Source organism: Microcoleus sp. A006_D1 (assembly GCF_036702805.1).
Classification (GTDB): domain Bacteria; phylum Cyanobacteriota; class Cyanobacteriia; order Cyanobacteriales; family Microcoleaceae; genus Microcoleus.
Window position 1 is genome coordinate 127,858 of record NZ_JAUBVZ010000010.1, and the last position, 15,399, is coordinate 143,256.

The 15,399-nt window shown below is 47.2% G+C and carries 16 protein-coding genes; 7 read left to right on the plus strand and 9 right to left on the minus strand.

Translation table 11 applies throughout. The features are described from left to right. Window positions 1-26: 26 nt before the first annotated feature. From hpsA to QUB68_RS19095, 5 genes are all read right to left on the minus strand, one after another. A complete protein-coding gene (gene hpsA, locus QUB68_RS19075) occupies window positions 27-4,952 on the minus strand; it encodes a hormogonium polysaccharide biosynthesis protein HpsA (RefSeq protein ID WP_332995395.1) in 4,926 nt (1,641 codons plus the stop codon). A gap of 415 nt (window positions 4,953-5,367) precedes the next feature. Beyond that, on the minus strand, window positions 5,368-5,505 hold the full coding sequence (locus QUB68_RS19080; protein ID WP_332995397.1) for a hypothetical protein: 138 nt from the start codon (window positions 5,503-5,505) through the stop codon (window positions 5,368-5,370). Between the two features lie 5 nt (window positions 5,506-5,510). Next, window positions 5,511-5,909: a hypothetical protein gene (locus QUB68_RS19085; RefSeq protein ID WP_332995399.1), complete on the minus strand. Its 399-nt coding sequence runs from the start codon at window positions 5,907-5,909 to the stop codon at window positions 5,511-5,513. A 68-nt stretch (window positions 5,910-5,977) separates the two neighbouring features. After that, window positions 5,978-6,112: a hypothetical protein gene (locus QUB68_RS19090; RefSeq protein ID WP_332995401.1), complete on the minus strand. Its 135-nt coding sequence runs from the start codon at window positions 6,110-6,112 to the stop codon at window positions 5,978-5,980. A gap of 34 nt (window positions 6,113-6,146) precedes the next feature. Then, on the minus strand, window positions 6,147-6,299 hold the full coding sequence (locus QUB68_RS19095) for a hypothetical protein (RefSeq protein WP_332995403.1): 153 nt from the start codon (window positions 6,297-6,299) through the stop codon (window positions 6,147-6,149). Window positions 6,300-6,662: 363 nt separating this feature from the next. On the opposite strand from QUB68_RS19095, the gene QUB68_RS19100 reads away from it, so the two are divergent. From QUB68_RS19100 to QUB68_RS19110, 3 genes are all read left to right on the plus strand, one after another. Further along, entirely contained in the window at window positions 6,663-7,427 is a 765-nt protein-coding gene (locus tag QUB68_RS19100) for a sulfotransferase domain-containing protein (RefSeq protein ID WP_332995405.1), read from the plus strand. A 619-nt stretch (window positions 7,428-8,046) separates the two neighbouring features. Next, window positions 8,047-8,916, plus strand: coding sequence for a 3-deoxy-7-phosphoheptulonate synthase (aroF, locus tag QUB68_RS19105; protein ID WP_332995579.1), 870 nt, complete (start codon window positions 8,047-8,049; stop codon window positions 8,914-8,916). Between the two features lie 168 nt (window positions 8,917-9,084). Then, window positions 9,085-9,285 (plus strand): heavy-metal-associated domain-containing protein, encoded by a 201-nt coding sequence (locus tag QUB68_RS19110; protein WP_332995407.1) that lies wholly within the window; start codon window positions 9,085-9,087, stop codon window positions 9,283-9,285. A gap of 206 nt (window positions 9,286-9,491) precedes the next feature. Here QUB68_RS19110 and QUB68_RS19115 read toward each other — a convergent pair whose 3' ends face one another. Continuing rightward, on the minus strand, window positions 9,492-9,902 hold the full coding sequence (locus QUB68_RS19115) for an ArsR/SmtB family transcription factor (protein WP_332995581.1): 411 nt from the start codon (window positions 9,900-9,902) through the stop codon (window positions 9,492-9,494). Window positions 9,903-10,048: 146 nt separating this feature from the next. Here QUB68_RS19115 and QUB68_RS19120 point away from each other — a divergent pair, with 146 nt between their 5' ends. Next, on the plus strand, window positions 10,049-10,216 hold the full coding sequence (locus QUB68_RS19120; RefSeq protein WP_332995409.1) for a metallothionein: 168 nt from the start codon (window positions 10,049-10,051) through the stop codon (window positions 10,214-10,216). Between the two features lie 275 nt (window positions 10,217-10,491). Further along, the gene (locus tag QUB68_RS19125) at window positions 10,492-10,752 is read left to right on the plus strand and encodes a DUF7219 family protein (RefSeq protein ID WP_332995411.1); all 261 of its coding nucleotides are present in this window, start codon (window positions 10,492-10,494) and stop codon (window positions 10,750-10,752) included. 181 nt (window positions 10,753-10,933) lie between these two features. Here QUB68_RS19125 and QUB68_RS19130 read toward each other — a convergent pair whose 3' ends face one another. After that, window positions 10,934-12,007 (minus strand): metal ABC transporter solute-binding protein, Zn/Mn family, encoded by a 1,074-nt coding sequence (locus QUB68_RS19130; RefSeq protein ID WP_332995413.1) that lies wholly within the window; start codon window positions 12,005-12,007, stop codon window positions 10,934-10,936. Window positions 12,008-12,095: 88 nt separating this feature from the next. Here QUB68_RS19130 and QUB68_RS19135 point away from each other — a divergent pair, with 88 nt between their 5' ends. Together QUB68_RS19135 and QUB68_RS19140 are read left to right on the plus strand one after the other, a co-directional pair. Further along, window positions 12,096-12,815: a metal ABC transporter ATP-binding protein gene (locus QUB68_RS19135; protein WP_332995415.1), complete on the plus strand. Its 720-nt coding sequence runs from the start codon at window positions 12,096-12,098 to the stop codon at window positions 12,813-12,815. Window positions 12,816-13,006: 191 nt separating this feature from the next. Beyond that, window positions 13,007-13,846, plus strand: coding sequence for a metal ABC transporter permease (locus QUB68_RS19140; protein WP_332995417.1), 840 nt, complete (start codon window positions 13,007-13,009; stop codon window positions 13,844-13,846). Window positions 13,847-14,209: 363 nt separating this feature from the next. Here the strand turns inward: QUB68_RS19140 and QUB68_RS19145 are convergent, their stop codons facing one another. Together QUB68_RS19145 and QUB68_RS19150 are read right to left on the minus strand one after the other, a co-directional pair. Continuing rightward, window positions 14,210-14,380: a YqaE/Pmp3 family membrane protein gene (locus QUB68_RS19145; protein ID WP_332995419.1), complete on the minus strand. Its 171-nt coding sequence runs from the start codon at window positions 14,378-14,380 to the stop codon at window positions 14,210-14,212. A gap of 39 nt (window positions 14,381-14,419) precedes the next feature. Continuing rightward, window positions 14,420-15,364 carry a fused MFS/spermidine synthase gene (locus QUB68_RS19150; protein WP_332995421.1) on the minus strand — a complete coding sequence of 315 codons (945 nt, stop codon included), beginning with the start codon at window positions 15,362-15,364 and terminating at the stop codon, window positions 14,420-14,422. Window positions 15,365-15,399: the final 35 nt, after the last annotated feature.

Here is a 15,399-nt window from a genome sequence, read left to right on the forward strand (position 1 = left end):
AACTCCGGTAATTGCGCGGCAGAAATTTAGGCGGGAGGAGGACAAGTAGCTGGTTTAAAAGGAGCATCCACAGCGAAGGTGCCGGGGGTGGCGGCAATTTCAGCACACATCAAAGTTTGTACCCACTTGTCATCGCGACCGACTTCCCGGAAATACTCATCCGGCTCAGTCTTTCTCGGAGGAGTAGTGAACCTTTGGGTAAACAAGTCAGGCGGCTGAGATAGCAACCCTACATCAAAACCCCAATCCCGTTTTGGTGGGATGAAATAGGGAAGGCGACCTCCACCATCAGTTATATATCCTGTTACGAGTGCCCCACCAATCGCTTGTACCTTTGGAGGCTGATAAGCAGCCATTAGTGAAGTTGTTGGTCGATCGAACAAACTTTTTAAGGTACTAAACGACGGTGGCAGAATTGGAAAATAAGGACTCGTGCTGTAAGCACTACGATTTAGTTGGATGAAAGAACCCTTGATATCCGTTGCAATATCGACATTGTTGACTTGCCAGCTTTCCAAAAAGCGGGGCAAATTTTGCAGACCGCCGTTAAAGTCACCCGTATTAGGGTCAAGAGCTCGGGAAGGAATGTCTCCGGCTCCTATGAGCAGATGGAAAGCTGTAGGCTTATTATCAACTCTCGGCAGCCACCCAGTTTGTTTTGCTAGCGTACTATCTAAGGGTGGGCCGTCTGAGCCGACGGCAGTTCCCACTGTTTGGAGCTGTAAGACAGGCATCAGCAGCGGCTGAAAGGGCTGAGCGGTTGATAAAAGTGGGAGAGCTTTACCATTCCAGTCAGTCACATTTTTGTTGGCGACAAACGGTAATGGGAATCCAGTCTCACCGTACTTTACAGCATTAGAAGTTGCTGTTGCTGTCGTCGCGAACCACAGAGAATTTAGTTTAGGTGTCCCAGGGTTAGCAGAATCTACTGTTCCACCATTAATGCCGTAAGGCTGTGGATTTGGCGATCCAGTCAAATTATTGGTACCAGGGGTTCTTGGGAAAGCAACGCGGCGGGGGAATCGCTGTAATCCTGGAATCGGAGGGTCAACAGTTGTTCCGGCTTGGAACACATTTTCACGGTTAGTTGGGTTGTAAGCTGTCAGGCCACTAGCAAGCACCTCTGCCGCTGTTTGTACCGTGCGGCCGCCCACCGGAATTGGATTGACCACCCAATCCTTGGGGTCTGTGCCACATTCAGAAACCGGCAGTTTTATGCAAGTTTCCATCAAATATTCTGGGAACGTTCCGCGTCTTTGAACGGGCGTGACAAAGTTGTTGAAGTAAGAACTATTCAACTTGGGAGCTTTATAGTCATCATCTTTAAGCCCTCCTGCACCCCCAACGAGTGAGGGTTTCCCGTCAATTAAGAATGCCCCGCTAGTGAGACCGTTAGTCACAAAGTTGTTGTGATAAAAACCTTGTTGTCTCCGAGGTAATACAGCAGCAGCGCCCGCATTATTTCTGAGGTCAAAATCCCCTTCGTTGCGGAAGCCAAAGCGGTATTCTCCTGATAGCAGAGTTACAGCATCTCCTAATACCGTTGCGGGACGCCAATTATCACCGTCTGTACAATCTTTGAGTCTGGGGTCGCCTGGGCGACAGGCAAAATTAGGATTGAGGGCGCCACGACCAGTGTAAAAATTACTCCAATTGTCTGTTAAAGGTGTGTTGAACTCTTGTTGGCTGTGTTTGTTAAATTCTCCTTTGATATAAACAGGCAAATTAGATACCAAAGTTAGACCTTTTTCCCTAACCACGTCTGCCACGGTTGTTGGTCTTACCGGACCTGCTTTGTCGCGGAATAGCGATTCACCGTTGATGACTAAAATCCCGTTCGGTTTGCGTGTGGGGTCGAGCAGAGAGTCTGTGGGACTGACTAATTTATTCCTATTTTCATCAGCACTTCGAGCACTGCGATCGGGGAGCGCGTCATCCCGACTGGCATAAATAATCCCGCTGTTTGGCAGTAAATACTCTTTTGCCGGCGCTCCTAGCCAGTTAGTTACTGGTACTTTATTAAATTCTTCCTGCCGCAGTTTCTTTATATCCAACTGGGTTGCTCGAATTTCTAGGGGTTGCCGTTCTTCGATCGGCAGATTGTAATACCCTGTTAATTTTGCTGCCTCGGGGTTTATGGCAGGAGGAATGCTCAGAGGACTGCTCAGCGTAAATTCTTCATTCACTTTAGTAGTAGCAGTATCGTCGGCGTCTATTGCCCTGATTTCTCTGGCATTCAAAAATGCTACTTCCTGAATGGCCCCAGCAGGAATCGCATTGCTAACAGTGGGAGTCTGCAAAATATTCAAAGCGCAAGCAGTAGAGTCGATCGCTGCTAAGTCGGCCAAAGTTCGCTTAACTGGATCTTTCAGCAGCGCATCTCTCAAAGGCTTGTTGGCAAACCTACCGTCAGGAAACACGTAGTTAGCTTGTGCGGTATAAATTGGGTTGCCACCGGTCAACAAGCCGTTAGGTGGGAGAGGTCCCAGTCCTGCAAGCGTTGGTCGTCCTGGGAATTCGTAAACTATGCCGTTGTGAGAGCCGATTTTTGTAATTGCAGGGCGCGTTAGTGCTGGAAGAGTTATATCTCCGCTGACATCAAGCTGTGTACTTATATTTCTCGCTGTCAGTGCGGTACTGGGGTCGTAGTAGCTGCTGACGCAGGCAAAAGGGGTTTGTTGAGGAGTTTCACCTTGCTTGTAGCCACTGTTTGCATAGTGATAAACTGCCGATGCCCGCATCCGCAAATCGCCTTTGGCAAACTGGGGCGTGCTGGGGTCAATGGCTGACGGAGTTGCTGCCGGTGTTAGCCCATTACCGTTTGCGTCTGTTCCTGGAAATAGAATCCAATTATTGGTAGTAGCAACGTTGTTATATACTTTCGATCCAGGTCCCAGTGGCGACATCGGCATGGAGTCCGGCCATACGACGGGGTATTGCTCGACAACCGTAGAAGTTGCTGGGTCGTCGTAAGTATTGTTGGCAGTCAGGGGATCAGTGACAAATAATGGTCCTTTCCTTGGAGGACTCCCAGCAGGATCTCGAAGATCGAGCCATTGAGGAGGGGGAAGAAAAGAAGTTGTGCGATCGTAAACTCCGGCACTGGTAATAATCCGCAGACCACCTATACCGTCAAGGGGAGTTTTAGGTATTTGGGCTGATGCTTCTTCCCAAAAACCGTCACGGTCAGTTGCTCCCACGTCTGCGAGCTTAATCACCTGGGACTCTCGTTTGCGCCCCGCTACGCTGGGTTGCCACGTTCCAAATGTTTGCGATGCAGTTTCAAATTGGTTTTTGGTGCTGTTCCAAATTTGGGAAGGCAAGTTATTACCCGCCACTACTCGATCGCCGATGAACTCTTCTTCGTCGCGTGGAGGTTCAGGTTTATTTGCTTGTAGTTGGTCGGTTTTGAGAGTTAATTTGGTTGATGGATCAACCCATAGAGGTTTGGGTCGTAGACCCTGCCGCCCTGAATCAACCAAATTTCCAATAGTCACGCCTCCAGTTCCGTTCACGCCAAAGGCATTTTCAGCAAAGGGAACTTTCCGAGTCCTCTCCTTAAAATAATCTTCCAGCGCTTGTGGCCGTGTCTGTCCGGCTCCTGTGAGTTTTGTGGCTTCTTGGACTGAAATTGGATCGGTAAGGGGATCGGTTTCACTCCCGACGGGTCCGATCCGTTCATTTACTAATGCCGCGATGCGATCGGCGTAAGCTTGATTGTTATAGATTACATCTAAAGAGGTATTGCTTGTAGATTGGTTTGTAGTGTCAATTGTTAAGTTTGTTTTTGGATCGGCATCTTTTTTAAACAGGTGTACTGGCACTGCTACTTTGGAATCGTTATTTCCCGACCAGCCGTTGACTACATTTCCACCAACAATTATCTTGCTGTTTTCTTGTTCGTAAAAACAGGAATCCTTGCTGCTAACTTGATATAAATTTAAGCTTTCTCCGCCCCTCGTAACCGTCACTAGCAGATTACTATTTGTGATCATCCGCCCATTCAGCCTTAACGTGGGACCCGGAGATATTTCTAAATCATCTTCATACACAACCGCATTATTGCTGAGGGGAATACGGCTTTGGTCTTGTTGGTATTCTAGAGCGGAAATACTGGGAGTGCCTTTGAATTTCCCCTCAATCGGTACATTAACCGTGTAAACAAAGAAACTTTTTTTCAACCTACCATCTATTTTGTACCAACCAGAGTCTCCGACCAAACTAGCGCTACTACCACCCGCCTCGCACCCTTTTTTGAGCGTGCCTCCAGACATTGGAGGTGTTCTTGCTTCCAGCGGTTTTCTCGCTCTTGTGAAATTGGCGTCTTTGTCACGAGGTGGAGAGCGAAAGAATATGCCGTAGATTGTATAGGTATCCTTCTGGCCATCATTATTCGTATCGACTTCATACCTCCAAGCAGTGTTTATTGATTCGTTTTTCTCGACATTGCTAGGATCGGTAAGGGGAAGATCGGCGAACGGAGCACCATCACCGTCTAGGTCAAATTTAAGTTTCAGGCGTGTCTCATCCCCGAACTTATAAGAGTCATTTGTTGCATCATAAGACGACATAATCCGGTACAATTCTGCATCGGATGGAGTAGCCGTCGGTCTTTGCGGGTCTTCCCGCAGCATAAACTGAATTTTTGCTTTTGCCCGATCGAGCGCGGGAGTGGCAGCCGCCAGCACCTGCTGGTTCACGCGCACGTTGCGAGCCGTATTTGCCCGATCGAACGATCGCAGAGTAATCGCCACAGTCAACAAGATCACTACCAGCAACACCATCGTCACCGTCGGCAGCACAAACCCCGCCACAGGCAATTGTGCCCTGCGGCTCATAGCCATCATGGCACGCAGCATTGCTCTCATCAGCCGCTTCGCCCCGGTTCTGGTAACACCAGCAATCCGCCGCAGCAGCGATACGATAACTTTGGATAATTTGCTTTTAAACATTGACGCCTTCCCGGATATTTTCAGAGATGGTATTGCAGGTAGATACTGCCGAACAGTACGATCCCATCTTTATAGTTCCCAATTTCCACAACATCCATATCACCCCTTGCACAAATTTACACAATGTGTATTCTCGCCCAAAAGTAAAACCCACAAACCCGCAAAGGGGTTCGCTGCCGATATATTTTTCCCCGAAAGATTTGCCCCGCAAGGATTTGGGGTCGGGAACTCCACTCTAGTCTAGTTCGATCGAGATGTCAGTGCCCAGCCACAAAGTCACTCAATTTTAGATTTTAGATTTTAGATTTTAGATTGGGGAACATTGCTGATTATCGGGATTTGGATCAGGTAAAGTATCAAATACAGAACACGGCAATGCCGTTTCCATACCCGAAAACGGCTATAAATGTGCGATCTAATTTCGGTTGTTGCGCGATCGCCCTACGGGAAACTGCACTGCCGTATCCTCTGCAACCCGTGAAGCGAAGCTATCCCGTAGGGAATCGCGCGATCGCACTTGATGTATTGTCCAAAAGTGCGATCGTGCGTCCACAAATATCAAGCAGCGGCCGTAGCATTTGCTTGCAGGGGCTCAATTTCCTCCGGCGTAGCGTGACGCCGCGGGTCATTAAAGCCCCAAGCAAATAACCAATCGGCGTCAGCGTGTCCACAGCCGATCGAATATATCTGACTGTGCCTAAAATGCTTAAAGAACTCCTGACACTTTTCGTCAGTCATCAGCGACTCATCTAGCGGCAAATCATGAATCAGCGCATACAAATCAAATTCATCTCGCTCTGGATTCCATTGATAACGCAATTGGGGACTGTAACCCAGTTCGCTCAGCTTTGCCAAAGCCTCATCAGAGTTAGCGTAGCCGTCTAATCGAACGCGATTGAGACAAACGACTACCTGAACGTGACGGTACTTTGCGGGTGTTAATCGATATTCAGTCATGAGTTTTTCCCTCTTTTCTCATCACAAGTGTAATAGGCTCTCCCGGTTACGTCCGAGTGTCTCGTTGCTTAGCGATTTTGTTTCTCGCAGCGTTTAAAAGCTGCTGCGTCACTCCGGGCATAAAAAGGTCTGTCCGGGTTTTCCGCTAGTTCGGCTTCTAAATCTTCCCAAGATTTCTCAGGGTTGTCTGAATCTCTCAACATTTGTCTCCTCAGTTTTGGCGGCCGTCTTGACGCGCTAGGGTTCAGACTCTGGCGAGGTTGCTTGTATTTCTAGCCATTGCTTCATCAGTAAACCAACGATTTCACTCATCGGTTTTTCTTGAGCCGTACAAGCTAGTTTGAATTGCAACTTTAGCTTTTTGTCTACGTAAACGCTCAGCTCAGCCATGTCAGGTGGAATTTTTTTAGCCATATCTCTCAAACGCGCATATCTGCATTCTCGCATCTGGCGATCGAGAACGAAATACCACGTATTGCGCGCAATCGCGCTAAAGGTAATGCTAGCACGCTCGGCTAAAAAACCACAACCGCGCGGAGTTGGTTAGATTTGTATCAGGCTAAAGAAACCGGGTTTTTTACCTAATCTGTTGGCTACAACGAAAGATTTTCGTAAAAAAACCCGGTTTCTGACCACCGATGCGTCCAGGACTATTAATTAGCCGATCGCGCGATCGCAACTCGGCTGTAAGCTATATTTATCAACAGTTCGACGCCCAAATTGACACCAAGCGACAGATATCATCGCCCACCCATGAAACAACCCTCCAAACCCCCCGATTTCATCATCATCGGCGTCCAAAAAGGCGGCACAACATCCCTGTACAACTACCTAATCCAACATCCCCAAATCGCCCCCGCCGCCCAAAAAGAAATCCATTATTTCGACCTCAACTTCGACAAAACCCCCGACTGGTATTATTCCCAATTTCCCCAAGCACAAAGCGGCGAACACCAGCTAACCGGAGAAGCCAGCCCCTACTATATTTTTCATCCCCGCGTCGCAGGGCGCATCCACGATTTATGTCCCAAAGTTAAAATCATCGCCCTGCTGAGAAATCCCGTAGAGCGCGCAATTTCCCACTATCATTACTACATAAAAATTGGCTACGAATCGCTATCTCTCGAAAGTGCGATCGGCCACGAGCCCGAAAGACTCAAAGGTGAAATCGAAAAAATCCTAGCGAGTCCAACCTACGAAAGTTACAACCACCGCCACCACACATATCTAAGCCGCGGCCTCTACGCCGACCAACTTCCAGACTGGATGCAGCTATTTCCCAAATCACAAATCTTAATCCTCAAAAGCGAAGATTTGTATGCAAATCCTTGCAGCATATACAACAGCGTGTTAAAATTTCTAGACTTGCCGCCGCACCAATTAGAAATCTACGAAAAGCACAACGCTACCCAATATCCGCCGGTTAGCGAGACAGTATACGAGCAATTAAGGGCATATTATCGATCGCCCAATCAGAGATTAGCTCAATTGTGCGATCGAGACTTCGGTTGGGAGTAATAATGTCATTAGTATCAACAATCGCCTAAAAACCTTTGTGTCTCTCGTTTATAGCCCAGGCCAGATCCCCCCTAACCCCCCTTAAAAAGGGGGGGGACAAGAGCATTCTCAAAGTCCCCCTTATTAAGGGGGATTTAGGGGGATCAGGCCTCGGCAGTAAACGAGAGATCTAATCAGTTTTAGACTTTAAGTTGACACTCCTTGGGCAATGCCGTGTCCCTACCTTTTGCAAAAAATCCTTGACATTTCTATCAGTCTGTGCTAGCTTAGCGAATAGTATTGAATTTAATCAGTAAATCGCATCCCTTCACCTATGTTCACAGCAATCAGCTATTTTTATTTTTGGCAAGGTCAAGTTCGCCCGGAGTGAATTGTAAATTCACTGTGAACATCCGGGCGAACCGCAGCTTAACACCTGCGGTTTTGTTTTTTCTACTTCTTTTCCCAACCACCAATCAAGCACAAGCGAAAACAGCAATGACATTATTCAGTAACTGGTATTACGGCTTTTATTTTTGGCCCCACAGGAGCTCTGGGTAAATTGTCGTGCTGTCTTTTCGCGCCAACCCGGAACTCCTTAAAAGTTCCGGGTTTTTTATTGTCAACCACCCACTCGATTTTGCAGGAGAATTCCCTCATGTTAGATGCCAAACTCGTCACCAAATCTCATCCCGAACACCAGACAATTGTCAAACTATCCGAAACCGTCTCTGTCGGCGGCACAGAATTATTAATCATCGGCGGGCCCTGTACCGTGGAAAGTTCCGAACAAATGGAGACAGTCGCCAGTAAACTCTCAGCCGCATCGGTGCAAGCTTTGCGGGGGGGAGTCTACAAACCCCGCACGTCTCCCTACGCTTTCCAAGGGATGGGAATTGAGGGGCTGGAAATTTTAGCCGATGTCAGCCGGCGTTACGGTTTGCCGGTGGTGACGGAGGTAATGTCGATCGCCCAAATCGAGCCAGTTGTCGCCTATGCTGATATGCTGCAAGTAGGCAGTCGCAATATGCAGAATTTTGAGTTACTAAAGGCGATCGGTCAAGCCGGAAAACCAGTGTTGTTAAAACGCGGCTTGTCAGCCACCATCGAAGAATTTGTGATGGCCGCCGAATACATACTCAGCCACGGAAACCCGAATGTAGTGATGTGCGAAAGAGGCATCCGCAGCTTCGACAATTATACGCGAAACGTCTTAGATTTAGGTGCAGTCGTAGCCTTGAAACAGTTAACTCATTTGCCAGTAATTGTAGACCCTTCTCACGCCGCCGGCAAGCGGGAATTAGTCGCACCTCTAGCCAAAGCAGCGGTTGCTTGCGGTGCTGACGGATTGATTGTTGAGTGTCACCCGCAACCGGAAAAATCGGTTTCTGACGCGCGGCAAGCTCTTTCTTTGCCGGATATGGTAGATTTAGTTGCAAGTTTGCGGCCTGTGGCGGCGGCCGTCGGGCGGTGCGTTGCTGATGCTAAGTCATTAGTCATTAGTCATTAGTCATTGGTCATTGGACTTGAGACCTCTTTCAAGAAAATTTGGACGATGCTCGAAGCCCATCCCACAATTTTTTTTTGTGGGATGGGCTTCGAGCATCGTCCCAAAAAGCGAAATTAGATTAACATAAAAGCACAATCAATACTGTCATCTACAAGATCTCGCTTAATTATGGCACTCAAACTTCATGTTCCGTCGATCGTCTGTTCCGGCTGCGGAGACACTATTACCGAAGCCATCAAAACTGTTGAACCCGAAGCTAAGATTGATGTGGATTTAGCAGCCAAGACTGTGACTGTGGAAGCTAAAGCCTCCGAAGAGTCAATTAAACAGGCTGTGGTTGCTTCAGGTCACACTGTCCTCGAAGCGTAATTTGAGGATAAGCCCTGGTTTGCAGTCAGGGCCCCTTTACAGATAATCGCTTGCATGAATCTTGGGTTGGGGAGGGCGAGTTTGCAAATATTCTCGATGTGCATCATAGATATCGGTGAACTCGCCCTACAGAATTCGCCCCTACAGAAATTACCAATGACGACTGACAACTAACAACTGTCAACTGTCAACTGTCAACTGACAAATTAAGATTCTTCGTCTAAGTGTTCGGAAACTGCTTGGTAAAGTTCTAAAACGTGGCGATCGAGTAAACTATAAAAAACCTGTCTCCCAACCTTGCGGTAACTTACCAACCGCATCGCCCGCATCGCCCGCAACTGGTGCGATACTGCCGATTCACTCATGCTCAAAGTCGCCGCCAAATCACACACGCACAATTCTTGTTTTGCCAACACAGACACCAGCCGCAGCCGATTCGCATCTCCCAAAAGACTGAAAAACTCGGCCATCCGCTGAGCTTTTGCGGTGTTGAGCACTTGTGTTTGGATGTCTCCGGCCAGCCAACTGTCAACTACGTGCGATGTATCGCACGTTGGTGTATCGTTTTCTTGGTCAGGCTGACTTATCGCTCCGTTAACAGCAGACTTCGGTGACATCTTTTCCCGGCTGATTTTAATTCTCATTTTCATATTAGCGCGATCGGTCAACTTTTGTAACAAAACTTTTACATTCCCTTGACACACATCTGAATATGTGTTCATATATAAATATACCGAAACAAACCCACTCCCGAGAAAGTAAAATGACCACTGTCACCCAAATGAAATGCGCCTGTCCTTCTTGTTTGTGCGTTGTCAGCCTCAGTGAAGCCATCGAAAAAAGTGGCAAAAACTACTGTTCCACTGCTTGCGCTGAGGGCCACCCCAACGGTAGCGGCTGCGGCCACACCGGTTGCGAGTGCAGCAAATAAATATTCCGCTTCAGAACCGGTTCAAAAACAACCGTAAAATCTATCTAAAGGGAGATGCCAACAGCGCGTCTCCCAATTTTTGTGTTTTTAGGTTAAATTAAGGTTAAAATACGGGTAATTAAAGGTTAAAATTAGCTAAACAAGCTAGGTACACAGCGAAAAAGCACAATTGTGATCAGCGGAATACAATAAAAGTAAGTAAGCGCCGCGATACTAAGTGCAAAGACTGCTATTAATAGCAGAGATAGAACCAAAAGTTTAATTAGGAGGGGGCAATGAAAGAACGGGAAGACTTTTTACATCCTCGCAGTCGCTACTACGGTGATTTCACGCCAGAAAACTTGGCGTTTAATGCCAACTTGCAGGAATTTGCTCAGAAAATAACTTATATTTGCTCGCTGGAAACAGGGGGGAAAATTAGCACTGAGAAAGCCTATAAAGATATTAAGGCGCTTTGGAAAGACTTAAAATCCTCTAAGAAGCAATTGGGAATTGGTCAGAAACCTCCCAGTACAGATGGGGACAATTCACCTTAAAGTCATCGCAGTAGATAGGACGTACGGTTGAAACCGCGCCTATAAAAACGTAGGCATTAGCCTTCCCGAAGGGTAGTCCGCCTCCGCGGTGTCAAGAAAATAATATAATTTTAACCGCCCTGTCTTCAAACCGCGGAGGCGGTTTTTGTTTGTCTAGGCGCGGTTTCAACCGCCGACTTTTCTATGGTTTGGGAGTTGGTGTTGCTTGTCCTGCGAAGGGAGTACAATTGCCGCCGAGGCCGGAAGTGATGGCGCAAGTATTAGTTTTCAGCATTCCTTCATAGGTATCAGCACCGGTACCGGGGCCGCCCAACTCATCGCTATAAAGTTCCTTGTCCGAAATTTTGACATTTGCCTCCCTCGCCACAGTCTCCATTAACTTCGGATTAGTTGTGGTTTCGGCAAAAATTGTTGGCACTCCAGCGGTCTTAATTTCTGATGACAATTCCGCTATTCTGGCTGCTGTCGGCTGTTCCTCTGTTGTTACTCCCTGCAAAGCTCCAGCAATCTCCAAACCGTAAGCATCGGCATAGTAACTCAGAGCATCGTGAGTTGTGACTAATTTGCGTTTATTCGCCGGAATTGTGGCAATTTGGGCTTTAATCCAAGTATCTATTTTTTCTAAATCATCTGTTAATTTCGCGGCATTACTGGTATAAAGTTGAGTATTTGCAGGAGCAACTTTGATCAATTCATCGCGAATTGTTTCTACCATCCGCACGCCATTTTTAGGGTTGTGCCAAACGTGAGGATCGGGGACTTTTTCGCCCTCTGCGTGGGGTTTGCTTTCCGCTTTGTCTTCTGGGCCATGTTCGTGTTCGTGTTCACCCATTAGAGGTTTGGGAACGGCGAGTTCGTGTACGGCGATTTTGGGTGCGGAATTACTGCTGGATTTAATTAATTTAATGATGCTGGGTTCGTGGTTGTAACCGCCGTATAAAATCAAATTTGCTGTTTCAATCGCTTTGCGGTCTTCCGGCTTGGTTTGGTAGGCGTGGGGGTCTTCTCCGGGCTTGATTAGACAGGTGGTGTCGATCGAGCTTTGAGCAATTTCCTTAGTAATGTCGCAGATCACGCCCGTCGTGGCCACGACTTTTGGTAAGTTGGTGGCGGGACTGGCTTGAGTTGCAGCGGGACTCTCTGGCGTGGAATTGCTGGGTTTGGGGGCGGAAGTGCACGCAACCAGCCCGCAGCCGATCGCCAAAACCGCAGCACCGCACAATCTGCCGCTTTTTCCGGTCAAGTTCTTTAACATTTTACCTTTAGAACGATAATCGTTATTACTTTTAGAGTTATCCTATTGTAGTAGCTACCAACAAGAATCGTTCTCTAAATCTGGAATTATGTTAGAAGTGCAAGACTTGGCGGTGAATTATCGAGGAATTTCGGCCCTTAACAACGTGAATTTCCAGTTAGAACCCGGACAATTAACCGGTGTATTCGGCCCCAACGGCGCGGGGAAAAGCACGATGGTGAAAGCGATGCTGGGATTGATTCCGGCGTGTCGGGGTTTGGTAAAATATCAGGGGCGGTTGTTGAAGGAACAGTTGTCGCGGGTGGCTTACGTGCCGCAGCGATCGCAAATTGACTGGGATTATCCGATTACGGTGTGGAATGCGGTAATGATGGCGCGGACTGTCCAGACTGGTTGGTTTCGCAGTCCCTCGAAGCAGTCGCAGGAATTGGTCAAAGCTGCTTTATTGCGGGTGGGAATGTGGGATTTGCGCGATCGGCAAATTGGCGAACTTTCCGGCGGACAGCAGCAGCGGATTTTCTTAGCAAGGTCGATCGCCCAACAAGCCGATTTATTCTTCTTCGACGAGCCCTTTAATGCTATTGATAAAGCTACAGAAGAGATTATTTTCGATATTTTTGCCGAACTCAAAGCCGAAAATAAAACATTGCTAGTAATCAGCCACGATTTAGGCGACACTTTAAAAAAATACGATAATTTATTATTGCTAAACAAGCAGCTAATTGCCACTGGTTCCTGCCGAGAAGTTCTCACCGCCGCCAATATTCAAAAAGCCTATGGATACGATTTAAGCTTAGTTTCTGCGTAAGATAAGAAGACTGGGCGGTTAAAACCGCGTCTATACAAACAAAACCCGAGCAAGGGAGGGGTTGAAGAATGGGCGGTTAAAATTAGCTTGTATTCTTCAGTCCGCGCACCATCCGGACTTCGTTTGTGTAGGGGCGGTTTCAACCGCCGACTTTTATCAATGGAGTTTGTAACTATTATCGAGAAAATTAAATGTTAAACCTACTAATTGAGCCGCTAAAATTCGAGTTCATGCGAAATGCGATCGCCGTCGGAATTTTGCTAGGAATTGTCTGCGCCGTTGTCGGCTCATACTTAATTGTACAGCAAATGGGAATGATGGTTGACATGATTGCCCATTCAGTATTAGCAGGACTGCCGGTGGCATTTTCTTTAGGTTTCAATATTTCCATCGGCGCGTTTATATCGGGAATCATCAGCGCAGTAATTATGGCGTGGATTCAATCGCAATCGCGCCTAAAAATAGATGCAGTCATGGCATTAATTTTGTCTACCTTCTTAGCAATTAGCGTCACATTGATTAGCCTATTGCGGACTACAAAACTAGACTTAGATGGGTTTCTGTTCGGGAATATCTTGTCAGTTGCACCGTCGGACGTGCAGCAGACTTTTGCGATAACTTTGATAATTTTGGTCGCAGTTAAAATCTTTTACAAAGAACTGCTATTTTATACTTTCGATCCGCTGGGCGCGCAAGCGTCCGGTTTGCCTGTAAACTGGATTTATTTGGGAATGATTTCAGCGATTACGCTGACGGTGGTTGCAAGTTTGCAAACTGTGGGGGCGCTGTTAGTGATTTCGCTGTTAATCGGGCCGGGAATTACGGCGTATTTGTTAGTAAAAGAGCTGCATTTAATGATGGGACTGGGGGCAATTATTGGCATGACAGCTAGCGTGACTGGGATGTATCTCAGTTATTATTTGAATATGCCATCTGGTGCGGCAATTGTATTAGTTGTGTTTGGGTTATTTTTAGTAGCTTTGCTGTTCAGTCCCAGTCAAGGGATTTTGACGAGAAAGAGAGGAGAATGAGTTCATTGGTAGGGGCAGCGGGCGGGTTTTGTACCGAGATTGTTTGCTGTCAAAATCCTTGGCTAAACCGCCCCTTGTAGGGCAGCGGGCGGGTTTTGTACCGAGATTGTTTGCTGTCAAAATCCTTGGCTAAACCCGCTCCTACAAGTCTTATGGTTGATTTACCCAACAATCTCGAACACCAATAAACAATTTAAATAAACCCGTTCGTACCCTAAAAAATCTCAACCTGCATTAATTTTTTGTTGTTAACATCATAATTAATACAGGTTGTTTGTTGGGTTGGGCGGGTTTATATCGCTTCGCGACTGACAGATATGGCTAGCAAAACCCGCCCCTAAAGTTAATATCTTTGATATCAACCTAGCCCCGATCGTTCTTGGCAATGATCCAAATAGCGTGGATCATACCCGGAAACCAGAAAAAACAGGTTAGAAGCAGGTTGATCCAAAAATCAGCCCCGATCCCAACAGTCAAAAATACGCCCAACGGGGGAATAAAAATTGCAGCCACTATGCGGATTAAATTGTTCATCTCAGTTACTCCAAACGACTTTTCTCTTTCAATTTAGCTTCACTGACCGACAGAGCCTTTCCCGAAAAATTTAGGCGGTGCTGCCATAGTGTAAACTTCGGTTTCCTCGGCGATTACTCGCCGCAAGTGACCGGGAACTTGCATCAATCCTAGCAGGGTAATTCCGTCTAACATCCGAAACCCGCCAATTGTTTTCTCTGCCAGCAATTTGTCGGTAACTTCTGGTTCAGGCCGCGTGTTTATTTCCTGGCTGGAAGCTACGGCAAAACCCCAAGGAGCTCCGTAGGTAGAAATAAAGCTGGTGCAGGATTGAACGTTGGGGAAAACCGATTTCAGGGTGTTGACAATGCGGGCGTGCATTTTCATTTCTGCTGGAGAAACAGGGCCCGCTTGCACTACAAAATATCCGTTAGGCGACAGTATCTTGCGAACTTTCTCAAAATACTCTTTGGTAAACAACTGGAAAGATGGGCCTTCTTCAATGGGATCTGACAAGTCAGAAATCACAATATCCCAATCGTTGTCAGTGTTGTCTAAATAGTCCAAAGCATCGCCGATTACTACTTCGCAACGGGGGTCGTCAAAGGCATTTTGGTGCATTTCTGGCAGGTGTTCGCGGCAAGCATCTACTACTTCGCCGTCAATGTCGATCATCACCACTTTTTCAACTGTTTTCCAGCGCAGGACTTCTCTAATTGTAGCTCCTTCGCCACCGCCGAGCACCAGCACTTTTTTGGGTGAACCGTGAGCAATCATGGCTGGGTGCACGAGGGGTTCGTGGTACAGAAACTCGTCGCCTGTACAAGATTGCCATTTGCCGTCCAAAACTAAGCCTTTGCCGTAGGTGCCGGTTTCAACGACGTACATTTCTTGGTAGGCAGTTTTCTTGTAAGCGAGTACGCTGATGATACCGTGAACGTAAATATCCCAAGGGGTAATGTACTCGCTCATCCAAAAGTCTGCACGAACTTCGCTACCTGACATCAATTATTCTCCAAATATAAACTGCTGTGTCGATG